Origin of the sequence: Vibrio tetraodonis, from assembly GCF_003350295.1 — a bacterium.
Lineage (GTDB): Bacteria > Pseudomonadota > Gammaproteobacteria > Enterobacterales > Vibrionaceae > Vibrio > Vibrio tetraodonis.
In genome coordinates, this window is sequence record NZ_QLYY01000012.1 from 66,711 (window position 1) to 91,181 (window position 24,471).

Below are 24,471 nucleotides of genomic sequence, written 5' to 3' on the forward strand. Positions count from 1 at the left end.
CTGCGAGCCTTACTGTTTTGATTCGTCATTAAAAGTACTAAGTTGGACTTGAGTCCCCTTTTGCGGATATTCAGGTACGGTCAACACCAGCCGATCGTTATCTTTTAAACCTTCATTAATGAGCATAAATTCTTGTTCTGCGCGCAATACATTGACAGTGCGAGGCTCAAGCTCGTCGTCCTCATTAACAATCCATACCTGACGATTATTCACTAACTCTTGGGGTAGGCGATAAATATGTGTTAAGGTTTTACCTACGAAGTTCACTTCAACATAAGACCCAAATTTAAGAGGCGACATGTCTGACGTCAATGCGTAAGGATCATCGACGTTAATGACCAAACTGGTCATGCGCGTCGCGCTATCAATCACACCTAAATCTCTTTTTATGATTCCCTCTCGTTCGATATTGACAACCCCTTTCTGAGTCACTTTAGCAGTAACACCTGAGTAATCTTCAGGTAGAAATACACTATCAAATCCAGCAATTGGAACATGAATTTCTGCTGATTCGATGTTATTTAAAACAGCGACACGAGTCCCTGCTGTAATATATTGTCCTACGCCAATATCACGCTCAACAACAAGCGCATCATACGGGGCAACCACTCGGCAATTATCTAGATCTCTCTTTGCTCTTTTAAGTGAAGCTAACGCTGACTTTACCTGAGCTTGTGCGCTCAATACTTGGGGTTTACGCAAGTAGAGGTCGGTGACTTGATTAGAAGGGACATTCTTCGCTTGACGCTTTGCCACTTCAGCTTTGGCTTTCTCTTCTATTAAAGCTGCTTGAGCCGTGGCAAGGTCCGCTTCTGCCTGCAAAACAGCGGCGTTGTAGTTTTCACTCTCGATTGAAAACAAGATCTCGCCCTCTTTTACCACTTCCCCAGGGACAAAACTTGGGTGCCAACTGATCACTTCACCTGAAACTTGCGCAGAAAGCTGCGTTATTTCAACTGGAACCACTTCACCATGGCTGGTTATAACGACATTATGATCTCCGGAGCGTAAATGAGACACCTTAACCGTTAGCGGTACTTCAACCTGCTCTATTTTTAACGCTTCTGCATTTCCAGAAGAGATTGCAATATAGCCTCCATATGCCACCGCCAATAGGACAAAAGGCAAATACCAACGCAACAACTTCACTCTCATATACAACCCTTCTAGAACATGGAGAACAATTCTTATACGGAAAAATACAAATTCGACAACAATAGTATATGAATATTTTTACATATGAATATTAACTTTATTTTTTAATGACATACGTAACAAACATGAAACATAAATGTAAAAACTACATAAAATAAGGAGTTGCGATGAGTTAAAAAACATCAAAGCGAGCGATGAGTTATCCGATTTACCAGAGAATTTCGAATAAGCATTGACCTAAAGTTTAGTTTAGGTTTTAAGGTCACTGTCCTCGGTAAATATCAAGGACAAAAAATGAAGACTATCATTCTATTCTCGAGCACCAACAAAAATGGCAATACGGCGAAAACGGTCGGCAAGGTTCATGCCAACCACCAATGCGAAGTGATCCATATCGATGAATTAGACATCACCCCCTACCGATATGATAACCAGTACCCCAATGACGATTTTTATAACTTACTTAACAGAATCAGTGACGCTGACAATATCGTCTTTGCTTCCCCGGTATATTGGTATGCCGTGACTGCACCAATGAAAGACCTGATTGATCGTATGACAGAACTCAGTGCTTCACCCAAGCTGAAGAATCAGCATCAACTGTTCAAAACAAAACGAGGGTTTGTGGTTTCTAGCTCAGGAAATCGCAGAATGTGTCCGGTATTTCGGGCATTTTTTAGTGAATTTTTCGCGTACAATAAAATCAGTTACGTTGCAACACTTCATGCCTGTACCCGAAGTGGCTACAGCATAGATGACAATGAAATAGATCGGTTTAATAACGCATTAAACAATGCTATTCCCTTGCATAATAGAGATTAACCGTATTGGCGAGGTAACCTTTTAGTCTCTGATTCTTGGCCATCATAACAAGCAGACCCAACGATTTGCTTAGCACGGTACATAGCCTCATCTGCTAGATTGACTAATACTTCCTTGTTTCTTGTATGATCAGGGAAGTAGCTTACCCCGATACTCGCGCCAACCTTTAATTTATGACCGTTAAACTCAATCGGAAGACTAATAGCTTCTAGCAACTGCTTTGACTTTTCTGACACAATATCAAAGTCATGAAGTAAGTCTAAACATACAACAAATTCGTCTCCGCCAAGACGGCACGCAAAATCAGACTCTCTAATAGCGGTAAGAATACGCTTGGACACTTCGACTAAAATAGCATCACCTGCATCATGACCGTAAGTATCATTTACTGACTTAAATTCGTCGAGATCGATGAAAAACAGCGCCAGCTTGCAGTTACTTCGGTTTGCTTTGACGATAGCACTTTCTAATGCTTTGTCGAATGCTCGACGGTTCATTAGGTTAGTTAAAGGATCGTGTTCAGAAAGAAAGATCAATTGCTCTTGCTTATGCATCAGTTGCTTAGTCTGGCGCTTTACTTCATCTTCCAACTCTTGCTTGGTCACAGTGGTGTCTCTGAGAGAGTGTGTCATATCATTAAAAAAACCAGCCATTTCCCTAAATTCAGCGTCCATACTGATGACTTCTACTTTTGAGTCGAGCTTCCCAGCCGCAAGATCACCAATTGCTTTTTTCATCGCTTCAACGCCAGCTTTAAAACGAAACAAGATTAACCAAGCGGTAGCACTCACTAAAACTGAGCACACAATTAACCAAGCCGCAGCATACATCATAACATTATGCACATTATCGGTCTTGCCGTTGAGTACGGATTTATGCACATACGCCAATTCTTCTGTCATATTTTGAACGATCATATTGTATCTAGAGTGAAGAAAGCCTATCGAATTGACGCTCTCTGGAGCTTTACCATTTGATACGCTCCCTTCTTCAGCATAAAGTTGTATCTCTTTTGTCAGCAAAGCATTCAAACTATGGTTCATTCTCTGAATATTGCCTAACTGAGCACTCTCTTTTCTGTATTTAGCAAGCTTAACTGATAGCTCAGCTTGTGCGAGTTCGACTTGATTTAAACTTAATTCATCACCGAACTGCAGGAAAAACCATAACTGACTTCGCAATAGATCGACCGATAATTGCAGATCAATAATTTGATCTAACTCTATTTTGGTTTTTTTTTGCTCTGCTGAGACTCTAGTGAAAGAGACAATAATAAACAACGTCAGTATTAACGTTGTGGTTGATAAAACAAACAGCTTTTTAAACAGAGAATTCAACATAGCTTAGTCTCTCAAAGCAACAATTTGTTGGTATGGTTGTGTAAAAAGGAGTTCCCTAAAGTCAGGTTGCTCATCTCCTACTAAACCTTCTGCTTGCGCCCATCTGGCCTGAAGCTGGAGGTTTGAAAGTAATGAATTCCCCAATGACAAGCGAAAAACATAGTCTTCCCAAGACCACTTAACCTGATTTAGTGGGATATTAAGTCTTTTTGCTATTAACCTTGATGCTTCATCGGGATACGCATTGATCCACTCCACTGCCTCATCAAGAGCTTTGAGTAGGTACGCAGGCTCTTGACCTGCAAACTCTAAGTAAGGTGTGGTAGAGAGCAAATTAAACGAATGCTGGTATATACCCAATGTACCAAGGTTCTTGACGGTTGAGGTTGACTGTAGATCCGCTTTGTATCCCATCGGTTCCCAGGCTGAAATGGCGTCAACACGAAACGACAAGAGCGCGGGAACAAGTTCATGAGGTTGCAAATATACTTTCTCGACATCTAAGGCTTTGTGGTTATTGGCAATAAGCACGGAGTCGAAATAAAATTCACTCGCACTTCCTTTAACTACCCCAACTCTCTTATCCTCTAATTGGCTTACTTCGCTGATGTTAGAAGGGCTAAGCGCCAAGAGTTTTAAGTCATTATCTGATTCAACAAAACTGACTAGTAATGCTAAAACACTCTGCTTAAAGCTTTGGAACATGACAACAGAGTCAGAAGCCGTTGCGTATTCAACATCACGATTTAACATGAGTTGAGTACAAGCCATACTGCTTGCACATGGAAAAAGCGACACATTAAGTCCTTGCTTTTCAAATAGACCAAGTTGCTCCGCGATTAAAAAAGGAGATGCTAATGGTGTTAAAGATACAGCGATCTTCACTTCGGTAACTTCAATATTCCTTTGCACATTGTGCTGATTGACGCCCCAAATGGCGGCTCCAGTTATCACAAGACAGAGCAGCACCGCCACATAACTTCTCCGAATCAATGACATAGATTGACTCCATTAGGTTAATATAAAAAACATTCATATAACCCTAGTGTATGGATCGAGGATCTTTAGTGACAAGGTTCGTTTTTATAGATTTCCGTATAACGGATTATTGTTTGCGTGAATCGAATCACACAAAACAATAAGAACACCATCGCAGACAAGAATTCACTATGTTTTTATGCTGTTCTTTCGAAAATACAGCGACATAAGAAAGCCTATGAGAGTACTTATTTTTGGTGGTAATGGCGGTATTGGCCATTCACTATGTAAGCAGTTACTAAACCACAGCCCAGAAATCGAGCTTCACGCAACCTATCGTGCAAACAAACGCAACGATCTTTCTGATGACATCATATGGCATAATATTGACATCACTTCTGAAGATGAAATTCGTGAACTGGCTGTTCAGTTCTCATCGCTTGACTGGATAATCAATGCGATTGGTCTCTTGCATACACCGAGCAACGGCCCAGAGAAAAACATTCAATCTTGCCAATCTGAGTTTTTCTTAGAAAATATCAAAGTCAATGCATTGCCAACCCTATTAATCGCAAAACACTTTTCAGCATGTTTAAAAGCGAGTAGCCACCCACGTTTCGTCACTATATCCGCTAAGGTAGGAAGTATAGAAGACAACAGATTGGGAGGTTGGTACAGCTATCGTTCATCAAAAGCAGCACTCAATATGCTCATCAAAAATATCAGTATTGAATGGTCAAGACGTATGCCAAAAGCTTGCATTTTATCTGTTCACCCGGGTACTACCGATACGCCATTATCAAAGCCTTTTCAGGCCAACGTTCCTGACGGTAAACTGTTTGAGCCAGACAAAGTCGCATCGGATATTTTACACATTATCGAAAAAGCTGACCCTGAAATCACAGGCAGCTTTTTGTCCTATGACGGACAAACGCTGCCTTGGTGATCAAACGATCAATTATCCGAGACGACCAACCCTCTGACGTCTCCTCTTAGCATTTGCTTCTTTGGAGATAAAATCGAACAAAGGAGCAAACAAATTAGCAAACAAGATGGCGAGCATAATCCCTTCTGGATAGGCTGGGTTCAACACACGAATTGCTATTGCCATCAGGCCGATCAAAATTCCGTATGCCCATTTACCTGAATTGGTGTAGGCAGCAGAGACCGGGTCCGTTGCCATAAAGAAGGTACCGAAAGCTACCCCGCCTAAGACAAAATGCCAGTAAAACGGCATAGAAAACATGGGGTTTGTGTCAGAGCCTATCATATTGAGTAAGGTGGAGCCGACCGCAAGTCCAATAATCACACCGCCGACAATTCTCCACGACGCGATACGCATCCCGATCAAGAGTAGGCCCCCAAGTATGATAAGAAGCGTGGATCCTTCCCCCATCGACCCTGGTAAATTCCCCAAAAACGCATCGTTCCAGCTAATCGCTTCACCCGTCATATTATTGATGAGATTACTCGAGCCTCCTTCATACCACTGACTTAATGGTGTTGCGCCAGAGTACCCATCGGCAGCAACCCAAACTCCTCCTCCAGACATATTGGCAGGATAGGCAAAGTACAAAAATGCGCGGCCAGCTAGCGCTGGATTCAAGAAGTTACGCCCTGTTCCGCCAAAAATCTCTTTGGCAACCACGATACCGAAAGTAATACCTAAAGCGGCCTGCCACAGAGGAATGGTAGGCGGCAGAATCAGCGCAAACAGCACTGAGCTAACGAAAAAGCCTTCATTAATCTCATGTTTACGCACAACCGCGAACAATATTTCCCAAAACCCTCCTACTACAAACACCGTGGCATAAATGGGTAAGAAATACAGGGCCCCAAGCAACATTTTACTACCCCAACCAGCTTCTATTAGCCCCTGATAGCTGCCGAACGCTGTAGCTAGGCGCCAGCTCTCTGTGACGACTGATTCGAGTTGTTGAGGCGAATATTGGCTCATCATCGCCAAGACAGATTGGTTGCCAATATTGTACATCCCCCAGAACATGGTAGGGAAAGTAGCTAACCAAACAAAAATCATGATGCGTTTGAGATCAATACTGTCTCTTACATGTGTCGCACCTTTATTTACCATTCCGGGGGTGTATAGAATCGTGGCAACGGCCTCATATATCGGATAAAACTTCTCATATTTCCCGCCTGGCTCAAACGTCGGAGCCACAGCCTCAACTTTGGATTTCAAGCTCATATTCGTACTTCCTATCAACCAGATATATTTTGTTACGAACCGAACGGGTAATAAGAGCAATAAAAGTTTTACGCAGGTTGACCGTTCACGACGAGAGCATCGTATTAATGTGTGAGTCATAAGCAGGAAATGATCATGGACACACTAGCCGTAGACTTAGCCCGATTTCAGTTCGCTTTCACTGTTTCCTTTCACATCATATTCCCAGCATTCACTATCGGGCTAGCAAGTTATTTAGCTGTGCTCGAAGGCCTTTGGCTTAAAACGGGCAAAGAGAAGTATATCCAATTGTACAAATACTGGATCAAGATATTTGCAGTAAGCTTTGGTATGGGAGTAGTTAGCGGGATTGTTCTCAGCTACCAATTTGGTACTAACTGGAGTGTCTTTGCCGATAAGACGGGCCCTATCCTTGGACCTTTGATGGGTTATGAAGTATTCACCGCATTTTTCCTTGAAGCGGGTTTTCTAGGGGTGATGCTATTTGGCATGGAGCGGGTGGGCAAGAAGCTGCACTTTATGTCAACTTGCATTGTTGCCTTTGGCACTTTTTTGTCTGCATTTTGGATATTATCCGTCAACAGTTGGATGCAAACACCAGCAGGCTTCTCCATTAACGAAGCAGGACAGTTTGTTCCCGAAAACTGGTTCGAGATTGTTTTCAATCCATCATTTCCTTACCGGTTGGTACACATGCTATTAGCAGCGTATCTTACTACCGCTTTTGTCGTGGCCGCGGTCGGTGCTTATCACCTTTTGTCAGCACCCCACAATCCACTGGCACGCACCATGTTTTCCATGGCAATGTGGATGGCAGCGATCGTAACACCACTACAGATTGTCGCAGGAGACATGCATGGCCTAAATACATTGGAGCATCAACCAGCAAAGGTCGCGGCAATGGAGGGACATTATGAAAGTCACAAAAGTGCCCCACTTATTTTATTTGGTCTACCCAATGACGAGACAAAAACCGTCGACTACAAACTTGAAATCCCTCATCTGGGTAGCTTAATTCTTACTCATGAGTGGAATGGCGAAGTTAAAGGGCTCGACGCCTTTCCTGAAAATGAGCATCCCCCGGTAAGTATTGTTTTTTGGAGTTTCAGAACCATGGTTGGGATTGGCTTTGGCATGTTGTTCGTTGGAGCCTGTAGCCTCTACTTGAGGTATAAGAACAAGCTTTATGAAACACCTTGGTTCCACAAATTATGCATAGTGTTTGGACCTGCTGGCTTTGTTGCTGTTCTGGCAGGTTGGATAACCACAGAAGTAGGTCGTCAGCCCTTTACCGTGTATGGGCTACTGACAACAGCAGAGTCGGCGTCGCCGATTGACGCAACCGCGATTAGTGTGTCTTTAACCGCTTTCATCGTCGTGTACTTCCTAGTTTTCGGTGCGGGGATATTCTACTTGCTGAGGTTAATGCGAAAATCGCCTACTCGTTACGAACAGGCTCTCGATAGCCGTCTACCCGACGGGACCGACGTGCCTCCAGCCACCCATTCCAACCATGTTACACGAGGATAGCACTATGGATTATGCGCTTGTTTGGTATGCATTGATTGGGCTCGCTGTCCTTATCTACGTGATCCTCGACGGATTTGATCTAGGCATTGGTATTCTGTTTCCCAGCGCTCATAGTGAGACTGAACGAGACATGATGATGAATAGCATTGCTCCGGTGTGGGATGGTAACGAGACGTGGTTGGTGCTCGGTGGAGGCGGTCTGTTTGCCGTGTTTCCACTCGCATACTCGGTCGTCATGCCAGCCTTATATGCGCCACTGATTCTCATGTTGCTGGGGCTGATCCTTCGCGGCGTCTCTTTTGAATATCGGTTTAAAACCAAAAAAGGCAAGTTTCTATGGGATACTGCTTTTTTTGTCGGCTCCCTGACTGCAACGTTAATGCAAGGCATTATGCTTGGTGCTCTATTGCAAGGCATTGAAATGGAAGGTAGAGCGTACGCAGGGTATTGGTTTGATTGGTTAAGCCCCTTTAGTTTATTTTGTTCTCTCGCCCTTGTGTTTGCCTACGTTTTACTTGGGTCATGCTGGCTTATGATGAAGCTACCCAATGATCTTACAGACCGGTATGAGATGATTGCTAAACGAGCAGGCGTTGGAATGGTCGTCTGCATCGCCATCGTCAGCATTTGGTTACCGCTGCAAAATGGCTTGATCTTCGATCGTTGGTTCAGTTTCCCCAATGCGCTTGTTCTGCTATGCATCCCAGCGCTTTCTGCTTGGTTTATCAGGCAGCTCTATGTTGCTTTGCAAAACCATAAAGCCCTCAAAGCCTACCTCTGTGGTATTGCTCTGTTCGTGCTGGCAGCAACAGGCTTTGGGGTAAGCACTTTTCCCTACCTCATTCCTTTTAGCCTTACCTACAGCCAAGCCGCCGCGCCGGATGAAAGCCTGAAGTTTTTGCTTGCTGGTACTGTTTTTCTCCTCCCCCTCATCATGGCATACAGCGCCTACACCTACTGGGTCTTCAGAGGCAAGATGAAACATGGGGAGCATTACCACTAATGAAAAAACTGACGTGGTTTATTTTTATTTGGATATCTAGTGTGGCTTTACTCGGGCTGCTGTCCTTTGCGATTAAAGCCGCGCTGGGTATGGCATAGGAAAATAAATCTGGTATAAATAGCACCTCATTGAGCTAACCTAAAACCGATAATCATGAAACAACACTCTACAGAAGAAATTTACTTTGCTGGCGGCTGCCTATGGGGTGTTCAGGAATTTATTCGCCATTTATCCGGCGTTGTGTCGACTGAAGCTGGGCGAGCAAATGGTGTTCGCAAGGATACTAAAGGAGACTATGATGGCTACGCAGAATGTGTCAGGACTCAATTTGATCCAGAGGTAACCAATATAGAACGACTTATGACTCAGTTTTTCGAGATCATTGACCCACACAGCATTAATCAGCAAGGGCAAGATATAGGACTAAAATACCGCACAGGTATCTACAGCCAAAGCAATCAGCATCTAGAAAAAGCCAAACTCTTTATTGACCGGCAACCCAAAAATCACAGTATTGCCGTTGAGGTTTTACCTTTAACCAATTACGTAAAAAGCGATCCTGAACATCAGGACCGCCTCACAAATTACCCACAAGATTACTGCCATATTCCTTTGTCACTACTTCATAAGTACAAAGTCAAATCCTAAGGGTTGTTGCCAAGTCGATAACTACACTTGGAATTTATTCAAGTTTTGGTGGAGATCAATCACGTTCTTAGCAATGGATTGGCTTGCTGTCGCCGTACTCCTTGAGTCTTCAGCCGTTTCTTCTGATAAAGATTTAATGTTGGTTAAGTTGGCATCCAAATCTCTTACCACAACTGCTTGCTCTTCAGCAGCCGTTGCTATCTGAACATTTAATCCAGCGATCTCATTAACAGACTCAGCCGCTAATAGGAACGTGTTGGCTGATTGAGTACTTTTCTCTAGACAAAGCTGAGCCGTGCTGGTTCCTTTTTGCATACTGGTAACAGCGTTTTTCGCCTCAGACTGCAAGGTTTCAACCAGCTGCTGAATATCAACCGTCGCATCTTGAGTGCGTTGTGCTAATGAACGTACTTCATCAGCAACCACAGCAAACCCTCGACCTGTATCCCCTGCTCGCGCCGCTTCTATCGCCGCATTGAGTGCTAGTAAGTTAGTTTGCTCCGCGATGCCTTGAATAGACTCAAGAACCGTCCCAATATTGTTGGTCTCCGAGACGAGGTTTTCGATAACACCGGATGACTGCGTCACCTCATTGGTCAGCTCTTCTATGATCTTCTGAATTTCTTGAGATTCTCTCTGGCCTTCTATTACATGCTTTTTAACCGCATCCGTTACCGCCGAAGCATTGGCCGTGCTATTGGCCACTTCTTGTGTTGTCGCATTCATTTCATTGATCGCGGTGGCAACCTGCTCAATGTCTCTGTGCTGCTTTTCGACATTGGCGAGGGTTCTTTGCATCGCACCTAATGCAGACTCTGACGATTTGCCCAAATCTTCTGCTTTTGAGGTAACAACATTAATCGTTCCCGTCAGCACACCCAAAAATGTATTAAAGGCGCTTGCCACCGTCCCTGTCTCATCTTTAGCACTGGAATCAAGCCTGATGGTTAAGTCACCATCACCATTAGCCACTTGTTGCAACCTTCCAATTAAGGCAACGATCGGGTTTCTTATCGCACGCGCTATCACAATGGGCATAATGATGCCAAAAATGATCGACACAATAGCGATCACTGTCATCCATTTGATGGCAAATTTCTCATCTTCTTCCGCTTTCAATGCACTTGCCAACGTAAAGCTCTGAACATCATCGAGAATTTTGATTAGGGAGGTGTCTATTTCGTCCTCATGCTTCTCAACTTTCTTTGAAAACTCGAGCATTTCATTAATCTTGCCTTGAAAGCCCAACAGCATAGTCTTTTTCACTTCATCGACAAGCGAATGGTACGACTCTTCCACCTTTTTGAGTTCTGCTAACTTAGCCTCGAACTTAATTTTAGCCTTTGGTTCGTGGAGCTTGGGAATAGAGTCAGCAATAAAGTTTTCAACCTCTACAATTTCTTTTTCAACTTTAAGGGTGAGTTTTTCAACTTTACCTCTCGCCTCCTCAAATGTATTCATCGGCGCAAGCCCTTGCTCTACTCGGATCGCCTTAATCAAGGCGCGCTCAAAGTAAATGGCTTGTTCTAACTGGTGCTCAGTTAGCAATGTTAGCGATTTAGTAAGCGGAATATCTCGTTCAGCGATATCGACAAGTTCGTTACCAATCTTGTTCATTTGATTTAGTGCAAAGCCGCCCATTACAAGGATCGCTCCTAGAAGAAAGAACCCCAATAAGTAGACTTTGTGAGCAATTTTAAAATGTGAAAGCATGGGAGTTCTCCTAATCTTTTTTCACAAAATAGTGGATCATCTGCATGGCGAAACTTGAGTGATCGACAAGGTACTGCACCTCGCCTCTGTGCTTCATAAAATCGCTGTAGCCGGGAAGTGATGATTCGAGATCTTGATCGAGTACGCGATAACCCATTTTCCAATCCGGAAAACTTCTTTTCTTAATATGATGGAAACCGATTCGGTTTATATTGGTATGGCGAGAATCTTGTTGGATTTTTTCGAACAGGTTTTCAACCGCTGGCTCAGGGCCTTCGAGTACTTGAATGAAAGTACCATAGCCATCGTAAAGTAATAGGCCTGTGATGTCGGTATCTGTATTGTTTTTGCGGGCTTTAGAAAGTATGCCTTCCAATTCATCTTGGACGAGCCGTTTTCCCGCTTTGCTGACATAGACGAGCTCTATCAAAGTCATGTCGCCTCCACTCCTTGGATAATCACAAACATGTTCGGCTTATTGTTGTTCTACTACACGCTGTTTGCTCGGCCCGTCGTACGCACTTTTAAGCCATTTTGTGGGTGCGTTTGGGAAGAAAGAAGTGCATCACATACCACTTGCTCTCATGAGAGCCACTCCAGAACACCAGAGACAATTTACAAGATACGTGCCAAAAGAAATACGCCCATGTTGATACCAAAATCAGTAACTTCGGCCAAAAGATGCCATTGAATGCATATTAATCATTGCAAATCGCAAAAAAATCGCATAGTGCAAATGCAATATGCGATAAACTCCAAGTTAGATAGAGAAAATCTAGTTTTAGATTCGTTGAATAATCCCTACTCTACCAATAAAAAACGACCACTTAACGCAGACACCCCAACCTGGGCAATACCATCTGTTACAGTGAGTCGCTCACCATCGATGAGATCTCTAAGAGCATGGGTGGCTTTTAGATGACTGGCGTCTAACAACAAGGTTTGGTCAGAGGTAGAGGTATTCAGAACATAAAGGATTTGCTCGTCGCCATAGACTTTAAGATCCGCATAAATATTATCATCTAGCCAAAGGTTCCAACGCTTTCCAGCATATAAGGCAGGGTGCTGGCTGCGCAGACGCATTAGCTCGGTAACATACTGTTTTATATTGTGTTGCTCAGGCTCTAGCTCTGCGACTGTTACACCTTCAATCTTGGCACTAGAACGTGAGACATGGTCATCACACAAACCTTGTGAGACACAGTTCTGGATAATTTGTTTGGCAAAGCCTGTTACTTCATCGCCAATTTCGTCACCATAATAAATCGTGATTGGCCCCGAATACGCAGCAAGAAAACTCAATGCCGCTTTGTGCCTCTTGGTATAATCCCCCAGATTTCCTCGCTGGATAAGATCGCCAAAGCGAACCAAATCATGGTTGCCTAGCATAAGATTGGGCATCGCGTGATAAGGAGACTTAGCTCGACTATTCCATATCGCATCTAAGGCTCTTGCACTGCCCTTTTGGCCCGATTCTTCCACCGCAAGTGCTTGAACAAGTCCGTAACGCAAAGGAAAATTAAACGCCGATGACAGTCCTGGCTCGGCATCACTGCTATAAGTCGTTACCGTGATATCATCGGCACCGCTCCATACTTCACCCACCATATAACCTAAGGTTCCCCATTGCTTGCCCGCTTGTTTATTCTCCATCGATGCTTGCTCAACTGCCAATCGGATATCACGCCAAGTGTCTAACGGAAGTTGATAGGATTGGTCGAGCCTCCAGCCATCGATGCCGTATTCTTTTATCCAATACGTTGCAACTTCAGTAAAAAAGTCCTGACTTGCCGTATCTGGATAGATAACATAGTGGCCAGGGTAACCTTGTTCCAATTTCAAATGCGGTAGTTTTCCAGTTGGAGACGGTTTCACACCCGATAGGTTAGAATGACCAAAGACACCATCCAAGAAAACATATAAACCTCTTGCATGCGCTTTATCGATCAGTTCTCTTAGTTTGTCATTAGTACCAAATTTAGGGTCGACGTTAAAATAGTCACAAGGAAAGTAACCCGTTGCATCTAATCGATCGTCCCCTGCTTGTCCAGCACAAGAGTCAAATACAGGGGTTAACCATAAGGCATTCACATTGAGATTGGCGATGTAATCTAAGCTATCAATCACACCTTGCAAATCACCATTGTGGTGTGAGTTGCCATAGCCAACACCATAACCATGTTGCGAATCACCATCAACAAAAGACTCCACCATGACTTGGTAGATCCTCAGATTACAAGCTTGGGTATCATCTTGATAGCAGGCGTAATCACGGTTAGTGTACTGAACAGAAGCTGTAAGTATATTTTGCCGAGATGCATCAAGCCTAAACTTGTGTACTCCTTGGTTGTTTGTGATGACTTTGATATTGCCATTTTCGCCTCTCACAAATCCAATAGAATCATTCAGATTCGTTAGCTCATCAAAACCGAGGTCGACTTGCTCCCAGTCTGATGAAGCAAACTTAAATTCGTAGACACCTGGTGTTAGATAGGCTTCTACATCATAAACACCATCACCTTGGTAGATGAGCTCGCTATTGGCTTGCCAAGCATTCATCGAACCTCTCAAAAACACTTTGGTGTTACCAAAAGGAGCAGGTTCAGAGCTTGAGTCCACGACTAAACCTGGTCCCTGAGCACCTTTTTGTACCTGAACAAATACCGCAGCGGTAAGAGGTGGAATAGTGAAAGAGCTGCCCTCAAACTTGGCTTGTCTGACCGATAAGTCATAAGAATTGACGAGAACAGGATGAAGTTGAAAGTCCTTAGCACCCTGAATCGAAATTGTTTGCTCAGAAGTATTGGCATTAATGGCAACAATCAAAGCATCGACATTGCTATCTATATCTTCTCCTGCACTTATCCCATCATTGACCGACATAACAATCATGCCAGCAAGCGTATCAGGCCCTGTATTGTGAAAATGTACACGTTGTAAAACTTGCTCTTCATTCGTTAAGCGCAGCAAAGGTGAGGCTGAGCGAATCTGAAGCAATTCTTTAAAGATTTGGTCAGTCCAAATGATATCTTGTGGCTGAGCAAAGGTATTGGGATTAGATATGACAGAGCGGATTACATCCCAATTTGCGATGTCTTTATCAGCACGAGGCAAGCCCACATTCCAGTTATTGGTTTGTTTTGTAAAATCAACTTTATTGTACCAATCCCCGCTGTCGTAGCTGTCACGCTCCATCGACTTAGAACGGAGCAGTTCCGAACCCATATGGATAAATGGGATACCTTGACCAAGCATAACCGTTGATAAGCCAACAATTTGCATGCGCGCTCGCTCAGCAGAACTTACCCAAGAGTCGGCTTTGTATTGATTGAAATCCCACAAGGTTTGATTGTCGTGCTTTGAGACGTAGTTAATCGACTCCTGAGGGTCGAGTGTATAGGCTGATCCTTGGCCGCCATACAGAAAGTCCCGCCCATTCACCATAGCACCGCTGAATGTTTCTAATGGATAATTTTGCAAGTTACCCGCCATGCCGTAACGAATCAAATCTGTCTTCGACTTTAATTCATCACTAAATCGATTGCCTGCATTTGCAAAACCCGGAGTTTTAAGAAGCGCATCCCCGCTATCAAAAGGACCTCCACCACGTATCCCATCACGCAAGCGATCATTGTAGGTGCCAATGCCTGTGCCCGCCATTGGCCATTGCGTCGCGTTTTCTCCCCGTTGACCATTGGCGACCTCACCAAAATTCCACCCTTCTCCATAAAACCAGGTATCGTGATCCACCCGCTTGGTTTGCTCGTAGAAATGCAAAATACTCGACTTCATCAAATGCCCCATCAAGTCAAACCTAAACCCATCTACTTTGTAGTGTTTCGCCCACATTTCGACACTGTCCGCAACTAACTTCTCAAACATACGGTGCTCAGAGGCCGTATTGTCGCAGCATGTTGAATTCTCAACTGCACCGGAAATCGGATTGAGGCGATGATAATATCCAGGCACCACCTTATCGAGTACCGAATGGTCAGACACTCCAGAGGCATAAGTGTGGTTATACACCACATCTTGAACGACTCTAAAGCCCATCTGATGAAGTTTTTGTATCATTTGACGATACTCTCGAATACGCGAAATGCCATCACTGGCGACCGCATAGCTGCCTTCTGGAACACTGTAATGAAATGGATCATAGCCCCAGTTGAAGCCATCTATAGGGCGAATATCCGCAAGTAATGCCTGCGCTTCACCACTTTTAGGATCAGTTTTTTCTAATAACGACAAAATCGAAAACTGACGAGGAGTGTTTATGGCACATAGGTTTGCTTGAGGGTTAATGCCACAGAGCTTTTCAACCGAATCGGTCAGATTTAATGTCTTTTCTGGATCTTCAGGTATTGAGGCAAGATCATAAGTGGGCAAGAGGTGAACCGTCGTCAAGCCTGCATTTTTTAGTGATATCAGATGCTTAACACTGTCTCTTTCATCTTCAAGAAACGCGAGGTATTTGCCATTATTGCGCTTTTCTCCTTGCTTATCGCTCGCGCTAAAATCACGAACATGAAGTTCGTAAACAATATTGTCTTCTGGGTTGGCAAGCTCTGGCGCACTATGACTGTCCCAATCATCAGGCTTGGTTTCTGCATCATTTAGGTCAACAAGCTGGGAATAACGGCTGGAAGTGCTGAGTGACAGTGAATATGGGTCTGTCACCATCATAGACTCAATCTGGTCTGTTTGAGGGTGAATGGCAGTTACTTCGTAGCGGTAAAACACATTTTTCAGTGAAGCTTCGCCCCGAAAATGCCAAATACCAGTCGAAGTATCAAGTTGCAAACTATAGGGCGAACCCGATAAAGGCGCCTTAGCTTTATCGTACAGACGCAATTCGACTTTCTGAGCCGTTGGCGCCCACAAAGCAAAGTTGGCTCCATTTTCATCCATCCAGCTGCCCAATCTTGCCTCGTCAGCATCATTTTCGCCCGAGGTATATAAGTCATCAATCACGCCCGGAGTTTGTATCCGCGTGGCAACAATGATTTTACCTTGCTCATCAAGGGCAACCGCAATTAATTGGGTTTTGAGCAGTGCTTTGGCCCTTTCTAGACTGACAGTAAGCTCAAAACCAGTGCGCCCCTTAAGGTGGGGAAATTTCGGTTTATCAATAAGTCCGCCAACCACCATGTCGTACTTGGTGAAATCTTGTGGATGACTAATATCACTCAATCCAGATTCGTTACTCCAAATCTGATAACTCACCGCTTTGCTGTGGTCAAACCAAGCAATGGAATTCAGGTCGAGCCAATGAGCAGCGGCGCCATCGAGTTTGACCGACAATGGATTATCTGGGGAATAGTTAAGTGTTGGACTTCCATGCTGAGTGAAAAGCGTATTGCCTTTATCAAACTCAAGTTGTAAATCTTTATTACCGAGCGCTTTATCCTCACCTTTATGAAGGATAAAGTTCATGCATGAATTGTGATCAGATTTCAGTGGTACAACAAATCGAGCGCCATTGTTTAAGTCGATATCTTGGGGAAGTAACGGACGACTCCAATTGATATCGGAAGTCAATGCATCAGAAATAGAATCGCAAGAACTGCTGTTCCATAGGTGCAGCCCCCACTCGTCATAACTATTGTCATCACGCTTGTAGTAAATAATCGCTTCTCGATATGACGCGTTAGACACCATAGAACTGTCATCAGCATGCATGGTATTGGTGCCCAAATGTGTTTCAATTATTTGAGCTTCTAGCGCACTGCCATAGCCGGCCAGTAATCCAAATGCAGCTGTCAATACATTGAGTTTGGTTAGCTTTATTTTCATTCACTTTTCCACTGATTATTCCCGTTATTGATCTGATACCCCAGTTGACCCGATGAGATACCTTCAAGCTCACGTTATAATTTTGATGAAGTGAATACTCTCCTCCTTAGTTAGGAGTTAAAAAGGCGTAGAAAGGGGGGATGAGAGATTAAAAGACAATCCACCTCACACATAAACCTCTCGAACTGGTCAGAAAATTACCAAATAGCGCTGCCAATAGTGATAGAGCTGACAATTAGTGATAGAGAAATAGCGTGGAATGTAGAATTACAACAATCCCCCAAATGTTAAAAAATTAGATCTTCAACCTGCTGTTTAATAAATTTGTTGTTGCCTATTTATCCTTGCATTGAGTTGTACTCCACTCCTCAGGATGCGTTAGCATGGTCTTGCCTTCGAAAGATTCTGCTCTGATGTCTTTAGGATTATATATGGCGCACGACTTCATCGATAAGCAGCCACAACCAATGCAACTCCCCAAGTCATCTTGAAGCGCTTCAAGCTGACGAATACGATGTGCTAGCAAATCATGCCAATTTGAAGCCATTTGATTCCATTGCTCTCTTGACGGTGCCTGATGTTTGGGTAGGAAAGACAGGGATTGATTGATTTCTTCTAAAGTGAGCCCCACTTCTTGCGCGGCCTTAATCACAGCCAGCCTACGTAAAACCTCACGATGATAGCGACGCTGATTACCTTGATTTCTCCAACTGGTAATCAGCCCTTTTTGCTCATAAAAGTGCAATGTCGACACTTTTACACCTGCTCTTTTAGCGACCTCACCAACTGTCATTTCCATATTGAATCATCCATCATAATAAGGCTGATAAATTGTATTTAATGAACCACCTGAAATGTACAGCTACCACCAATACAACTATAATTAAAACCAGTTCATAAAGCTAACTGGTATATAAATTGAAACGTTTATTTTTCTTTGAAGTAGACATTGAAATATCTCAAAACATACCTGTCGGTACCACCTTTGCTATGAGCCTCGAGTGTAACTGGACAGAAGACATTCCTTACTCAGCATCAAAACCCATTCCTGGACAACCTTTAGAAACCTCACGAATGTTTATTTGCTCTCCAGATCGAAGCAATTACCTTGATTTACTTGATAGATTTAAAAAAAATATCAATAAATATGGAATTTTCACAAGTCTAAAAGAAATGGTCGACGAAAAGGCGAAAACGAAATTTGAAAACATTGCACTATTATATAAAGATGTTGATGATCTTAAATACAGTTATTGCCGAAAGTCATTCCGAGTGATGCTCACACCAAATAACGAAATGATCATGGTAAATGTACTAACCGATAGCGACAAAAACGTAATATTTACCGCGGAGAAAAACTCGATTGTCGGAACCAATGCGATGTTTATTTGCCTAATAACTATGTTAAAAGATAATGGAATTGCAGATGCTGGGGTCATGAAAGTTTCTGAATATTTGAATTTATGATACGAAAATTTCACTTTTCTTATCCAGTTGATACCAGATTACTCCCCTATGGACTAGGTCAGAAAATTATCACCCAGAAAGACATAAGCAATGTATGACAATTGCATACTATTGATTTGACAGTTTGACTGGTTTTTAATGTCATTTGTGTTTCACCCTCAAAATTAGCGTAAAGTTTGTACTGTCATATTTCAGTTATATCAGTATTTTATGCTCTAGCGGTTTATATCATTGGACTAGGTCAACCATGAATTCAGCTATCGATTATCACTCTTCTACACAACTAGGTAGTATCAAACACTATCTTAAACACTGGATTCAATCGGGGACGGTTTCTAAAGGAGATAAATTGCCCTCGGAGAGAGAGCTTAGCCTACTCTTTTCAACCACACGTATCACTATTAAGGACGCATTAATATCACTGGAAACAGAAGGGCTTATCTATCGAGAAGAACGCCGTGGATGGTATGTTTCACCTGAGCGACTAAGCTATAACCCATTAGCACGAACTCATTTCCATCAAATGGTCAAAGAGCAAAATAGAAGCGCAGAAACAAGGCTAGTCAGTACTCGCACCGAAGTTGCCATTGGAGAATACGCACAAGCTCTAGATATTGATAAAATCACCCAAATTCATATTATCGAAAGACTTCGTCATATAGACGGACGAGCGGTATTGTTTGTCGAAAATGTGCTGAAATCATCACTATTCGAAGGTATTTTATCTGAAAATCTTACGTTGTCACTTACCGATATTTACGACAAAAAATATGGATATCATACTCAGCGTTCGCAGTTTGATGTGTTAACAACTTCCGCTCCAGCACATGTAGCTAAGGCACTCAACATTGCATCGGGTCAATCCGTTCTTAAGATTTGCCGCGTCAATTATAAGCAAGACGGCCAGCTCATGGACGCTGAGTTCGAATATTGGCGCCCAGATGCGGTGATGATCCGTGTTGGGAGTGAATAAATCGTTGATAAACGAAATTATGACAGCTTGAAACGGCCAACGATATCGGACAAACGAGTGTTTATTTCAGCAATACTATGCGCATCTTCAAGCGCTTGTTTACCGTTGTTATCAAGTTCACCAACAATGTCATTAATTGCTGTCATATTTCGACTTAGCTCTTGTGTTACGCTATTTTGCTCCTGAGCCGCTGCGGCGATTTGTGTGCTTAAGTCGTTAATTTCAGTAACAAAGTCTGTCATCACATCTAGGCTCTCCGCAACTTGACCCGCACCTTCAGCCGTCTGACCACACTTCTCTTTGGTTGACTCCATAGAATCCACCACCGATTGGCTTCCCTTGAGAAGACTGGCAAGTGCCGTTTCAATTTCTTCGGTACTCTCTTTTGTCCGACTCGCTAAGTTGCGAACTTCATCAGCCACCACCGCAAAACCACGCCCTTGATCACCTGCTCGAGCAGCCTCAATCGCCGCATTCAGCGCCAACAAGTTGGTTTGCTCTGCAATATCACCGATAACACCTAAAACTGTATTAATACCATCGGTTTCTGACGCCATTTTATTCACGTTTTCTGAAGCAACACTGACATCTTCAACCAAATCCTGAACATTCGTTTGTGCTTGCGTCACAGTAGCCTTGGAAGTATTACCCGCTTGGTTTGCCTTTTGTGTGAGTTGAGCGGTATTCGCAGCATCAGAGGCCATAGATTCTGCCGTTGAGTTCATCTCTTCAATCGCGGTGACGACTTGCTCGGTTTCTTGCACATGATTTTGTAATATGGATGAGCTGTGCTGACTCTGTTCGCGCATTCTTTCAACGTTGCCACTAAGCTGACTTGTCGCTTCACTGATTTCAAGCATCATCGATTGTAAGCTCGCGATAAATTTATTGACACCCTCAGAAATCATGCCTAAATCATCATGAGTTTTGACTTCAATTCGTTGAGTCAGGTCGCCATTACCATCAGTCAGGCCTGCAATCGTCTCTTTGAGTACCAAAATTGGGCGATATAAGACTTGCATGACGCCAAGCGCAACCAGAATACTGATCACAGACGCAAGAAGAGCGGTAATAATGGCTTCATATTTTGCTGCATGGAGATCCGCAAAAACAATATCTTTGTCTAAACCAACAACAAAGTACCACTTTTTGCCCGCAATATTGATTTCATGCGAAAAAAACAACTCCTCTATCTCGTCTTTTTTACCCTCGTAGACAACCTCCACCTGGCCTAACGTTCTTTTTGCAACAGTGTCCAACCAAGGATATTTGGCCGTTCTATTACCCGCTTTAATGTCATCAACTGATGAAGCCAAAATGGTGGTGTCGCTATTCAATATGACCGCAATAGCGCCTGGAATCTCGTTAACATTTTTGGCAATTTCATTTAAAAAGCCCAACTGCATATCAACAGAAATCATACCGCTGAGCGTCTTTCTTACTATCGAGACCCAGTAGACATCCCCTTCACTTCCCATATAAGGTTCTGTTAATACGGCAGAATCATTTTTTCGAGCCAGCTGATACCAACCACGAGTGGTGACATCACCATCAAACTTATGATTTGGCCAAGTTTTAGCGGTTTGATTCCAGTAAGCGTCACCATTAGTGAAGGCCACGACTGAACTGTTTAGGTTGGCAGCATTAGCGATGGTATGAGTCAGATCGATCAACTCTTCAGGCGTACCTGTTATCTCTTTATTAGAAAAGTACTGACCCAGCTTATCCAAGCCGCCCACTTTTTCTTCTAATTGAGCTGAAATCTTTAGGGCTTGACCTTTAACATAACTTTGGTTTGAAGCCGTAATCAACTCAACAAGATTAGCTTCTTGCTTGACATAGGCAATGTATTTTGACACAGATACAGAAACCACAACCACTGCACTAATGGAAATGAGCAATAACTTTTTAAATCCCAAGTTTCTCATCTCATACCGTCCTTATTCTGTCTGAACACCATTACCCCTAATGTTGAATTTGAACATGGGGACAAACATGAAATTATATTGATTATTTTGCTAATAACATTGTGGTATCGATACAGACAAACGCCAAATTTTATACTTGATCACTCTGAAAACTGAATCTATACCGCTGAATTCTTCAAACCTGATCGACATTCAGTACAATCCAAAATCAAAGCTGATACTGATTTATTTCACAAATATATATGCAACCATATGAAAAGTTAGTGTTCATGATTCAAATCAATTTGTGAAAGTAGAGCGAGCAATAGCCTAGCCATAAGACTTCTCAACAAATGGCTTAATGATGAAACTCAGTAACTTAAGTATCACTTATAAATTGGGAGCGATCGTTGCTCTAGCGATCATTTTTATTGCTATGGCATGTCTGTATAATTTGCTGTTGCAAAAGCAAACATCATTAGCCGAGCGAGAGAATAAACTCAGTTCTCAAGTCGAAGCCACGATGAGCTTAGTCCAACATTACTATGACCAAGGTTCCACCATCGGCTTTGATATCGCGAAACAAAGAGCTTTGAAGGCTATTAATGCGCTACGCTATGATGGTTCAAACTATTTCTGGGTGCTAGACCAAAACCTAACGGTTGTAGCACACCCTTTGAAACCAGAACTTAATGGCAAAACCGCCTCCATGCTTCGTGATGGTGCAGGTAAATACCACTGGCGTGAGATGGTAACTATTTCTCAAACCCCGCCAGGTAAGGGATTTCTTGATTATCAATGGCGAAGTCCTGACAGCACACTAAAAAATAAAATATCTTACGTACAATTATTCCCAGAATGGGGCTGGATACTCGGCTCAGGCATTTTAGTTTCTGATATAGAGCAAGCTTTCTATAACCTCGTCATGAAAGAAGCACTTGTCGCCAGCTTATTATCCTTGATACTACTGGGAATGGGCTACCTGATATCAAACAATATCATTACCCCGCTACGCAAGCTTATTCTCCACACTCATAAAATTTCCGAGGGTGATCTGCGTTCTCGCATCAATATGTCGAGAAAAGACGAGCTTGGGGACATGAGTAAGCAGATTGACATTACGATAGGAAAACTCCAAGAAACGTTGCGTACCGCTCATCAATCTGCCGAGCAATCCAGCCATATGGCAAGCAATATTGCCCAAGCTAGTGAAGAGGCTTCAACCAGCGTCAATACTCAGTATACTCAGCTGGAATTGCTTTCTACGGCAATGACAGAGATGAGCGCAACCATTTCAGATGTGGCAAATAATGCTGAGAATACTGCTGCTAGCTCAAATCGTGTGGTCGAGCATGCTCGCCAAAATGATCGAACCATGCAGATGACCTCTGATTCAGTTGCTGACGTTTCACAAAATATTTCAACTGCCCATGGCTTAGTAACCGACCTTCAAGCGGGCGTCAATGAAATAAGTAATGTCGTCAGCGTGATAAGAGAAGTATCCGAGCAGACTAATTTGCTGGCTCTAAATGCCGCAATCGAAGCCGCTCGGGCTGGAGAACAAGGAAGAGGGTTTGCGGTTGTAGCCGATGAAGTACGCAACTTAGCCTCAAGAACCCAACATTCAACTAATGAAGTCCAACTCACTATTGAAAAGTTAATCGAGCAAGCAGGAAAAACCTTTGCCGCTATGGAAGATAGTAATGAGAGAGTTGATGAGACGGTGGCTGCTTCTGAAAAAACACGCCAGCAATTAGATGTCATCGTCGCAGAAATGCAAAACGCCAATGATATGGTGGCACAAATCGCTGCGGCATCGGAGCAGCAAAGCGCTGTAGCTACAGAGATGAATGAAAATGTTTCAGGCATTAATCTGGCTGCCAACGACGTTCTGCAAGCCTCTCAGAGGCTTGCAGAAGACAGCCAATTCATGGCATGCACTGCAGAAGAGTTAACTCAGCAATTAAAATACTTCAAAGTGTGATGGCGTAGAAAATCGTTATACTGCATAAGAAGAGGTTTTTGCATCAATGAAAAACCTCTGTGCATGTTTAAGCCCTACTTTATTATAAAGTACTTTTGCTGTCTTCTACTGCTTTAACGAAGACTTGCTGAGCTCCCTCAACGTTCAGCGCTTTTGCTTCTTCTAATAACCTAAGTGCTTTGTTGAGATCATCATTAGCAACTGCTGCCGATATGGCTTGGTGGTAATATTTCTGCGTTTCAGGTTGAACCACTTCAACCGCTTTTGCCACCATTGGCTGCGAGTTTGAGTCAGAAAAGGAACTTGATGTACCCAACTGTTTCAAAAAACCAACTCTGTCAATGGAGACATTTACCAAGCCGTATTCAGAGTTGGGGATAGCAATGTCTTTCACCTCTGGTAAATAGTTTCCTCTTCCCTCCGCATATAATCTTGCAGGGTGAGTCACCATAGTCGTTTTGTTAAGTTCAGACCTATCGGTATAGATCAGCAGGTAAACACTTTCGACATCTCTTGGTGGAAAGAAATCTACCTCAGCACTCAAACGATTTCCTGCACCCAACCTTGGCGGTTGGTATTCAAATGCCTCTTCACCATAGCGTTCTAGCTCACGTCCACTTTTATCCAAGATAATCGCTCTCGGCACAAAGGCGGTTTCACCGATTTCACTTGTAATGCTTATTGAAAACTCTCCCCTATCAGCAGGTAGCTCAAACAAGGCTACAGGGCTATCAATATCGTGATATTTAAGTGTCTGAGACTTGGTGGTAATGCTCACGCTTTTATTGCTGGGTAATCTCATTTGAACAGACTGAAGGTCTGATACCACAGTTACCTGCTTTGTATTGGCGACATTAATCTGTTCAACTACCTCTGGGGACTGGCATCCAAGTAAGGCAACGCAACTACTAAGAGCAAAGATACGAAAATACATGATGTCTTCCTTATTTGA

The 24,471-nt window shown here is 43.2% G+C and carries 18 protein-coding genes; 8 read left to right on the forward strand and 10 right to left on the reverse strand.

All coding sequences use genetic code 11. The annotated features are described in order from the left end of the window. Nucleotides 1-9: 9 nt before the first annotated feature. On the reverse strand, nucleotides 10-1,155 hold the full coding sequence (locus DPF90_RS09300; RefSeq protein WP_114786063.1) for an efflux RND transporter periplasmic adaptor subunit: 1,146 nt from the start codon (nucleotides 1,153-1,155) through the stop codon (nucleotides 10-12). A gap of 294 nt (nucleotides 1,156-1,449) precedes the next feature. Here DPF90_RS09300 and DPF90_RS09305 point away from each other — a divergent pair, with 294 nt between their 5' ends. After that, nucleotides 1,450-1,977, forward strand: a complete 528-nt coding sequence (locus tag DPF90_RS09305; protein WP_114786064.1) for a flavodoxin family protein — start codon at nucleotides 1,450-1,452, stop codon at nucleotides 1,975-1,977. On the opposite strand, the gene DPF90_RS09310 is transcribed toward DPF90_RS09305, so the two are convergent. Then, on the reverse strand, nucleotides 1,974-3,317 hold the full coding sequence (locus DPF90_RS09310) for a diguanylate cyclase domain-containing protein (protein ID WP_114786065.1): 1,344 nt from the start codon (nucleotides 3,315-3,317) through the stop codon (nucleotides 1,974-1,976). The genes DPF90_RS09305 and DPF90_RS09310 overlap by 4 nt on opposite strands. Before the next feature lie 3 nt (nucleotides 3,318-3,320). After that, on the reverse strand, nucleotides 3,321-4,316 hold the full coding sequence (locus tag DPF90_RS09315) for an ABC transporter substrate-binding protein (RefSeq protein ID WP_114786066.1): 996 nt from the start codon (nucleotides 4,314-4,316) through the stop codon (nucleotides 3,321-3,323). A gap of 217 nt (nucleotides 4,317-4,533) precedes the next feature. Between DPF90_RS09315 and DPF90_RS09320 the strand changes: the two genes are divergently transcribed. Beyond that, nucleotides 4,534-5,241 (forward strand): SDR family oxidoreductase, encoded by a 708-nt coding sequence (locus DPF90_RS09320; RefSeq protein WP_114786067.1) that lies wholly within the window; start codon nucleotides 4,534-4,536, stop codon nucleotides 5,239-5,241. A gap of 12 nt (nucleotides 5,242-5,253) precedes the next feature. Here DPF90_RS09320 and DPF90_RS09325 read toward each other — a convergent pair whose 3' ends face one another. Then, complete coding sequence (locus DPF90_RS09325) at nucleotides 5,254-6,501, reverse strand: NADH:ubiquinone reductase (Na(+)-transporting) subunit B (RefSeq protein ID WP_114786068.1); 1,248 nt, start codon at nucleotides 6,499-6,501, stop codon at nucleotides 5,254-5,256. Between the two features lie 135 nt (nucleotides 6,502-6,636). Here DPF90_RS09325 and DPF90_RS09330 point away from each other — a divergent pair, with 135 nt between their 5' ends. From DPF90_RS09330 to DPF90_RS09345, 3 genes are all read left to right on the forward strand, one after another. Then, a complete protein-coding gene (locus tag DPF90_RS09330; protein WP_114786069.1) occupies nucleotides 6,637-8,031 on the forward strand; it encodes a cytochrome ubiquinol oxidase subunit I in 1,395 nt (464 codons plus the stop codon). Between the two features lie 4 nt (nucleotides 8,032-8,035). Next, entirely contained in the window at nucleotides 8,036-9,034 is a 999-nt protein-coding gene (gene cydB / locus DPF90_RS09335) for a cytochrome d ubiquinol oxidase subunit II (protein ID WP_114786070.1), read from the forward strand. Nucleotides 9,035-9,187: 153 nt separating this feature from the next. Beyond that, the gene (locus DPF90_RS09345) at nucleotides 9,188-9,682 is read left to right on the forward strand and encodes a peptide-methionine (S)-S-oxide reductase (RefSeq protein ID WP_114786072.1); all 495 of its coding nucleotides are present in this window, start codon (nucleotides 9,188-9,190) and stop codon (nucleotides 9,680-9,682) included. Between the two features lie 21 nt (nucleotides 9,683-9,703). Here the strand turns inward: DPF90_RS09345 and DPF90_RS09350 are convergent, their stop codons facing one another. From DPF90_RS09350 to soxR, 4 genes are all read right to left on the reverse strand, one after another. Next, a complete protein-coding gene (locus DPF90_RS09350) occupies nucleotides 9,704-11,395 on the reverse strand; it encodes a methyl-accepting chemotaxis protein (RefSeq protein WP_114786073.1) in 1,692 nt (563 codons plus the stop codon). A gap of 10 nt (nucleotides 11,396-11,405) precedes the next feature. Further along, nucleotides 11,406-11,831 carry a BLUF domain-containing protein gene (locus tag DPF90_RS09355; RefSeq protein ID WP_114786074.1) on the reverse strand — a complete coding sequence of 142 codons (426 nt, stop codon included), beginning with the start codon at nucleotides 11,829-11,831 and terminating at the stop codon, nucleotides 11,406-11,408. 365 nt (nucleotides 11,832-12,196) lie between these two features. After that, complete coding sequence (gene pulA / locus DPF90_RS09360; protein WP_114786075.1) at nucleotides 12,197-17,188, reverse strand: pullulanase-type alpha-1,6-glucosidase; 4,992 nt, start codon at nucleotides 17,186-17,188, stop codon at nucleotides 12,197-12,199. Nucleotides 17,189-17,522: 334 nt separating this feature from the next. Beyond that, nucleotides 17,523-17,987 carry a redox-sensitive transcriptional activator SoxR gene (gene soxR, locus DPF90_RS09365; RefSeq protein WP_114786076.1) on the reverse strand — a complete coding sequence of 155 codons (465 nt, stop codon included), beginning with the start codon at nucleotides 17,985-17,987 and terminating at the stop codon, nucleotides 17,523-17,525. 119 nt (nucleotides 17,988-18,106) lie between these two features. Between soxR and DPF90_RS09370 the strand changes: the two genes are divergently transcribed. Beyond that, on the forward strand, nucleotides 18,107-18,655 hold the full coding sequence (locus DPF90_RS09370) for a hypothetical protein (protein WP_114786077.1): 549 nt from the start codon (nucleotides 18,107-18,109) through the stop codon (nucleotides 18,653-18,655). A gap of 247 nt (nucleotides 18,656-18,902) precedes the next feature. Further along, complete coding sequence (locus DPF90_RS09375; protein WP_114786078.1) at nucleotides 18,903-19,628, forward strand: UTRA domain-containing protein; 726 nt, start codon at nucleotides 18,903-18,905, stop codon at nucleotides 19,626-19,628. 17 nt (nucleotides 19,629-19,645) lie between these two features. Here DPF90_RS09375 and DPF90_RS09380 read toward each other — a convergent pair whose 3' ends face one another. Next, complete coding sequence (locus DPF90_RS09380) at nucleotides 19,646-21,556, reverse strand: methyl-accepting chemotaxis protein (protein WP_114786079.1); 1,911 nt, start codon at nucleotides 21,554-21,556, stop codon at nucleotides 19,646-19,648. A 343-nt stretch (nucleotides 21,557-21,899) separates the two neighbouring features. On the opposite strand from DPF90_RS09380, the gene DPF90_RS09385 reads away from it, so the two are divergent. Then, complete coding sequence (locus tag DPF90_RS09385) at nucleotides 21,900-23,519, forward strand: methyl-accepting chemotaxis protein (RefSeq protein WP_114786080.1); 1,620 nt, start codon at nucleotides 21,900-21,902, stop codon at nucleotides 23,517-23,519. Nucleotides 23,520-23,601: 82 nt separating this feature from the next. On the opposite strand, the gene DPF90_RS09390 is transcribed toward DPF90_RS09385, so the two are convergent. Next, nucleotides 23,602-24,453, reverse strand: coding sequence for a MalM family protein (locus tag DPF90_RS09390; RefSeq protein WP_114786081.1), 852 nt, complete (start codon nucleotides 24,451-24,453; stop codon nucleotides 23,602-23,604). Nucleotides 24,454-24,471: the final 18 nt, after the last annotated feature.

Coding starts and splice junctions, on each gene's coding strand:
- DPF90_RS09320 (WP_114786067.1), top strand. CDS start 4,534: ATGAGAGTACTTATTTTTGGTGGTAATGGCGGTATTGGCCATTCACTA.
- DPF90_RS09385 (WP_114786080.1), top strand. CDS start 21,900: ATGAAACTCAGTAACTTAAGTATCACTTATAAATTGGGAGCGATCGTT.
- soxR (WP_114786076.1), bottom strand. CDS start 17,987: ATGGAAATGACAGTTGGTGAGGTCGCTAAAAGAGCAGGTGTAAAAGTG.
- DPF90_RS09350 (WP_114786073.1), bottom strand. CDS start 11,395: ATGCTTTCACATTTTAAAATTGCTCACAAAGTCTACTTATTGGGGTTC.
- DPF90_RS09315 (WP_114786066.1), bottom strand. CDS start 4,316: ATGTCATTGATTCGGAGAAGTTATGTGGCGGTGCTGCTCTGTCTTGTG.
- DPF90_RS09345 (WP_114786072.1), top strand. CDS start 9,188: ATGAAACAACACTCTACAGAAGAAATTTACTTTGCTGGCGGCTGCCTA.
- pulA (WP_114786075.1), bottom strand. CDS start 17,188: ATGAAAATAAAGCTAACCAAACTCAATGTATTGACAGCTGCATTTGGA.
- cydB (WP_114786070.1), top strand. CDS start 8,036: ATGGATTATGCGCTTGTTTGGTATGCATTGATTGGGCTCGCTGTCCTT.
- DPF90_RS09325 (WP_114786068.1), bottom strand. CDS start 6,501: ATGAGCTTGAAATCCAAAGTTGAGGCTGTGGCTCCGACGTTTGAGCCA.
- DPF90_RS09375 (WP_114786078.1), top strand. CDS start 18,903: ATGAATTCAGCTATCGATTATCACTCTTCTACACAACTAGGTAGTATC.
- DPF90_RS09305 (WP_114786064.1), top strand. CDS start 1,450: ATGAAGACTATCATTCTATTCTCGAGCACCAACAAAAATGGCAATACG.
- DPF90_RS09300 (WP_114786063.1), bottom strand. CDS start 1,155: ATGAGAGTGAAGTTGTTGCGTTGGTATTTGCCTTTTGTCCTATTGGCG.
- DPF90_RS09390 (WP_114786081.1), bottom strand. CDS start 24,453: ATGTATTTTCGTATCTTTGCTCTTAGTAGTTGCGTTGCCTTACTTGGA.
- DPF90_RS09330 (WP_114786069.1), top strand. CDS start 6,637: ATGGACACACTAGCCGTAGACTTAGCCCGATTTCAGTTCGCTTTCACT.
- DPF90_RS09380 (WP_114786079.1), bottom strand. CDS start 21,556: ATGAGAAACTTGGGATTTAAAAAGTTATTGCTCATTTCCATTAGTGCA.
- DPF90_RS09310 (WP_114786065.1), bottom strand. CDS start 3,317: ATGTTGAATTCTCTGTTTAAAAAGCTGTTTGTTTTATCAACCACAACG.
- DPF90_RS09355 (WP_114786074.1), bottom strand. CDS start 11,831: ATGACTTTGATAGAGCTCGTCTATGTCAGCAAAGCGGGAAAACGGCTC.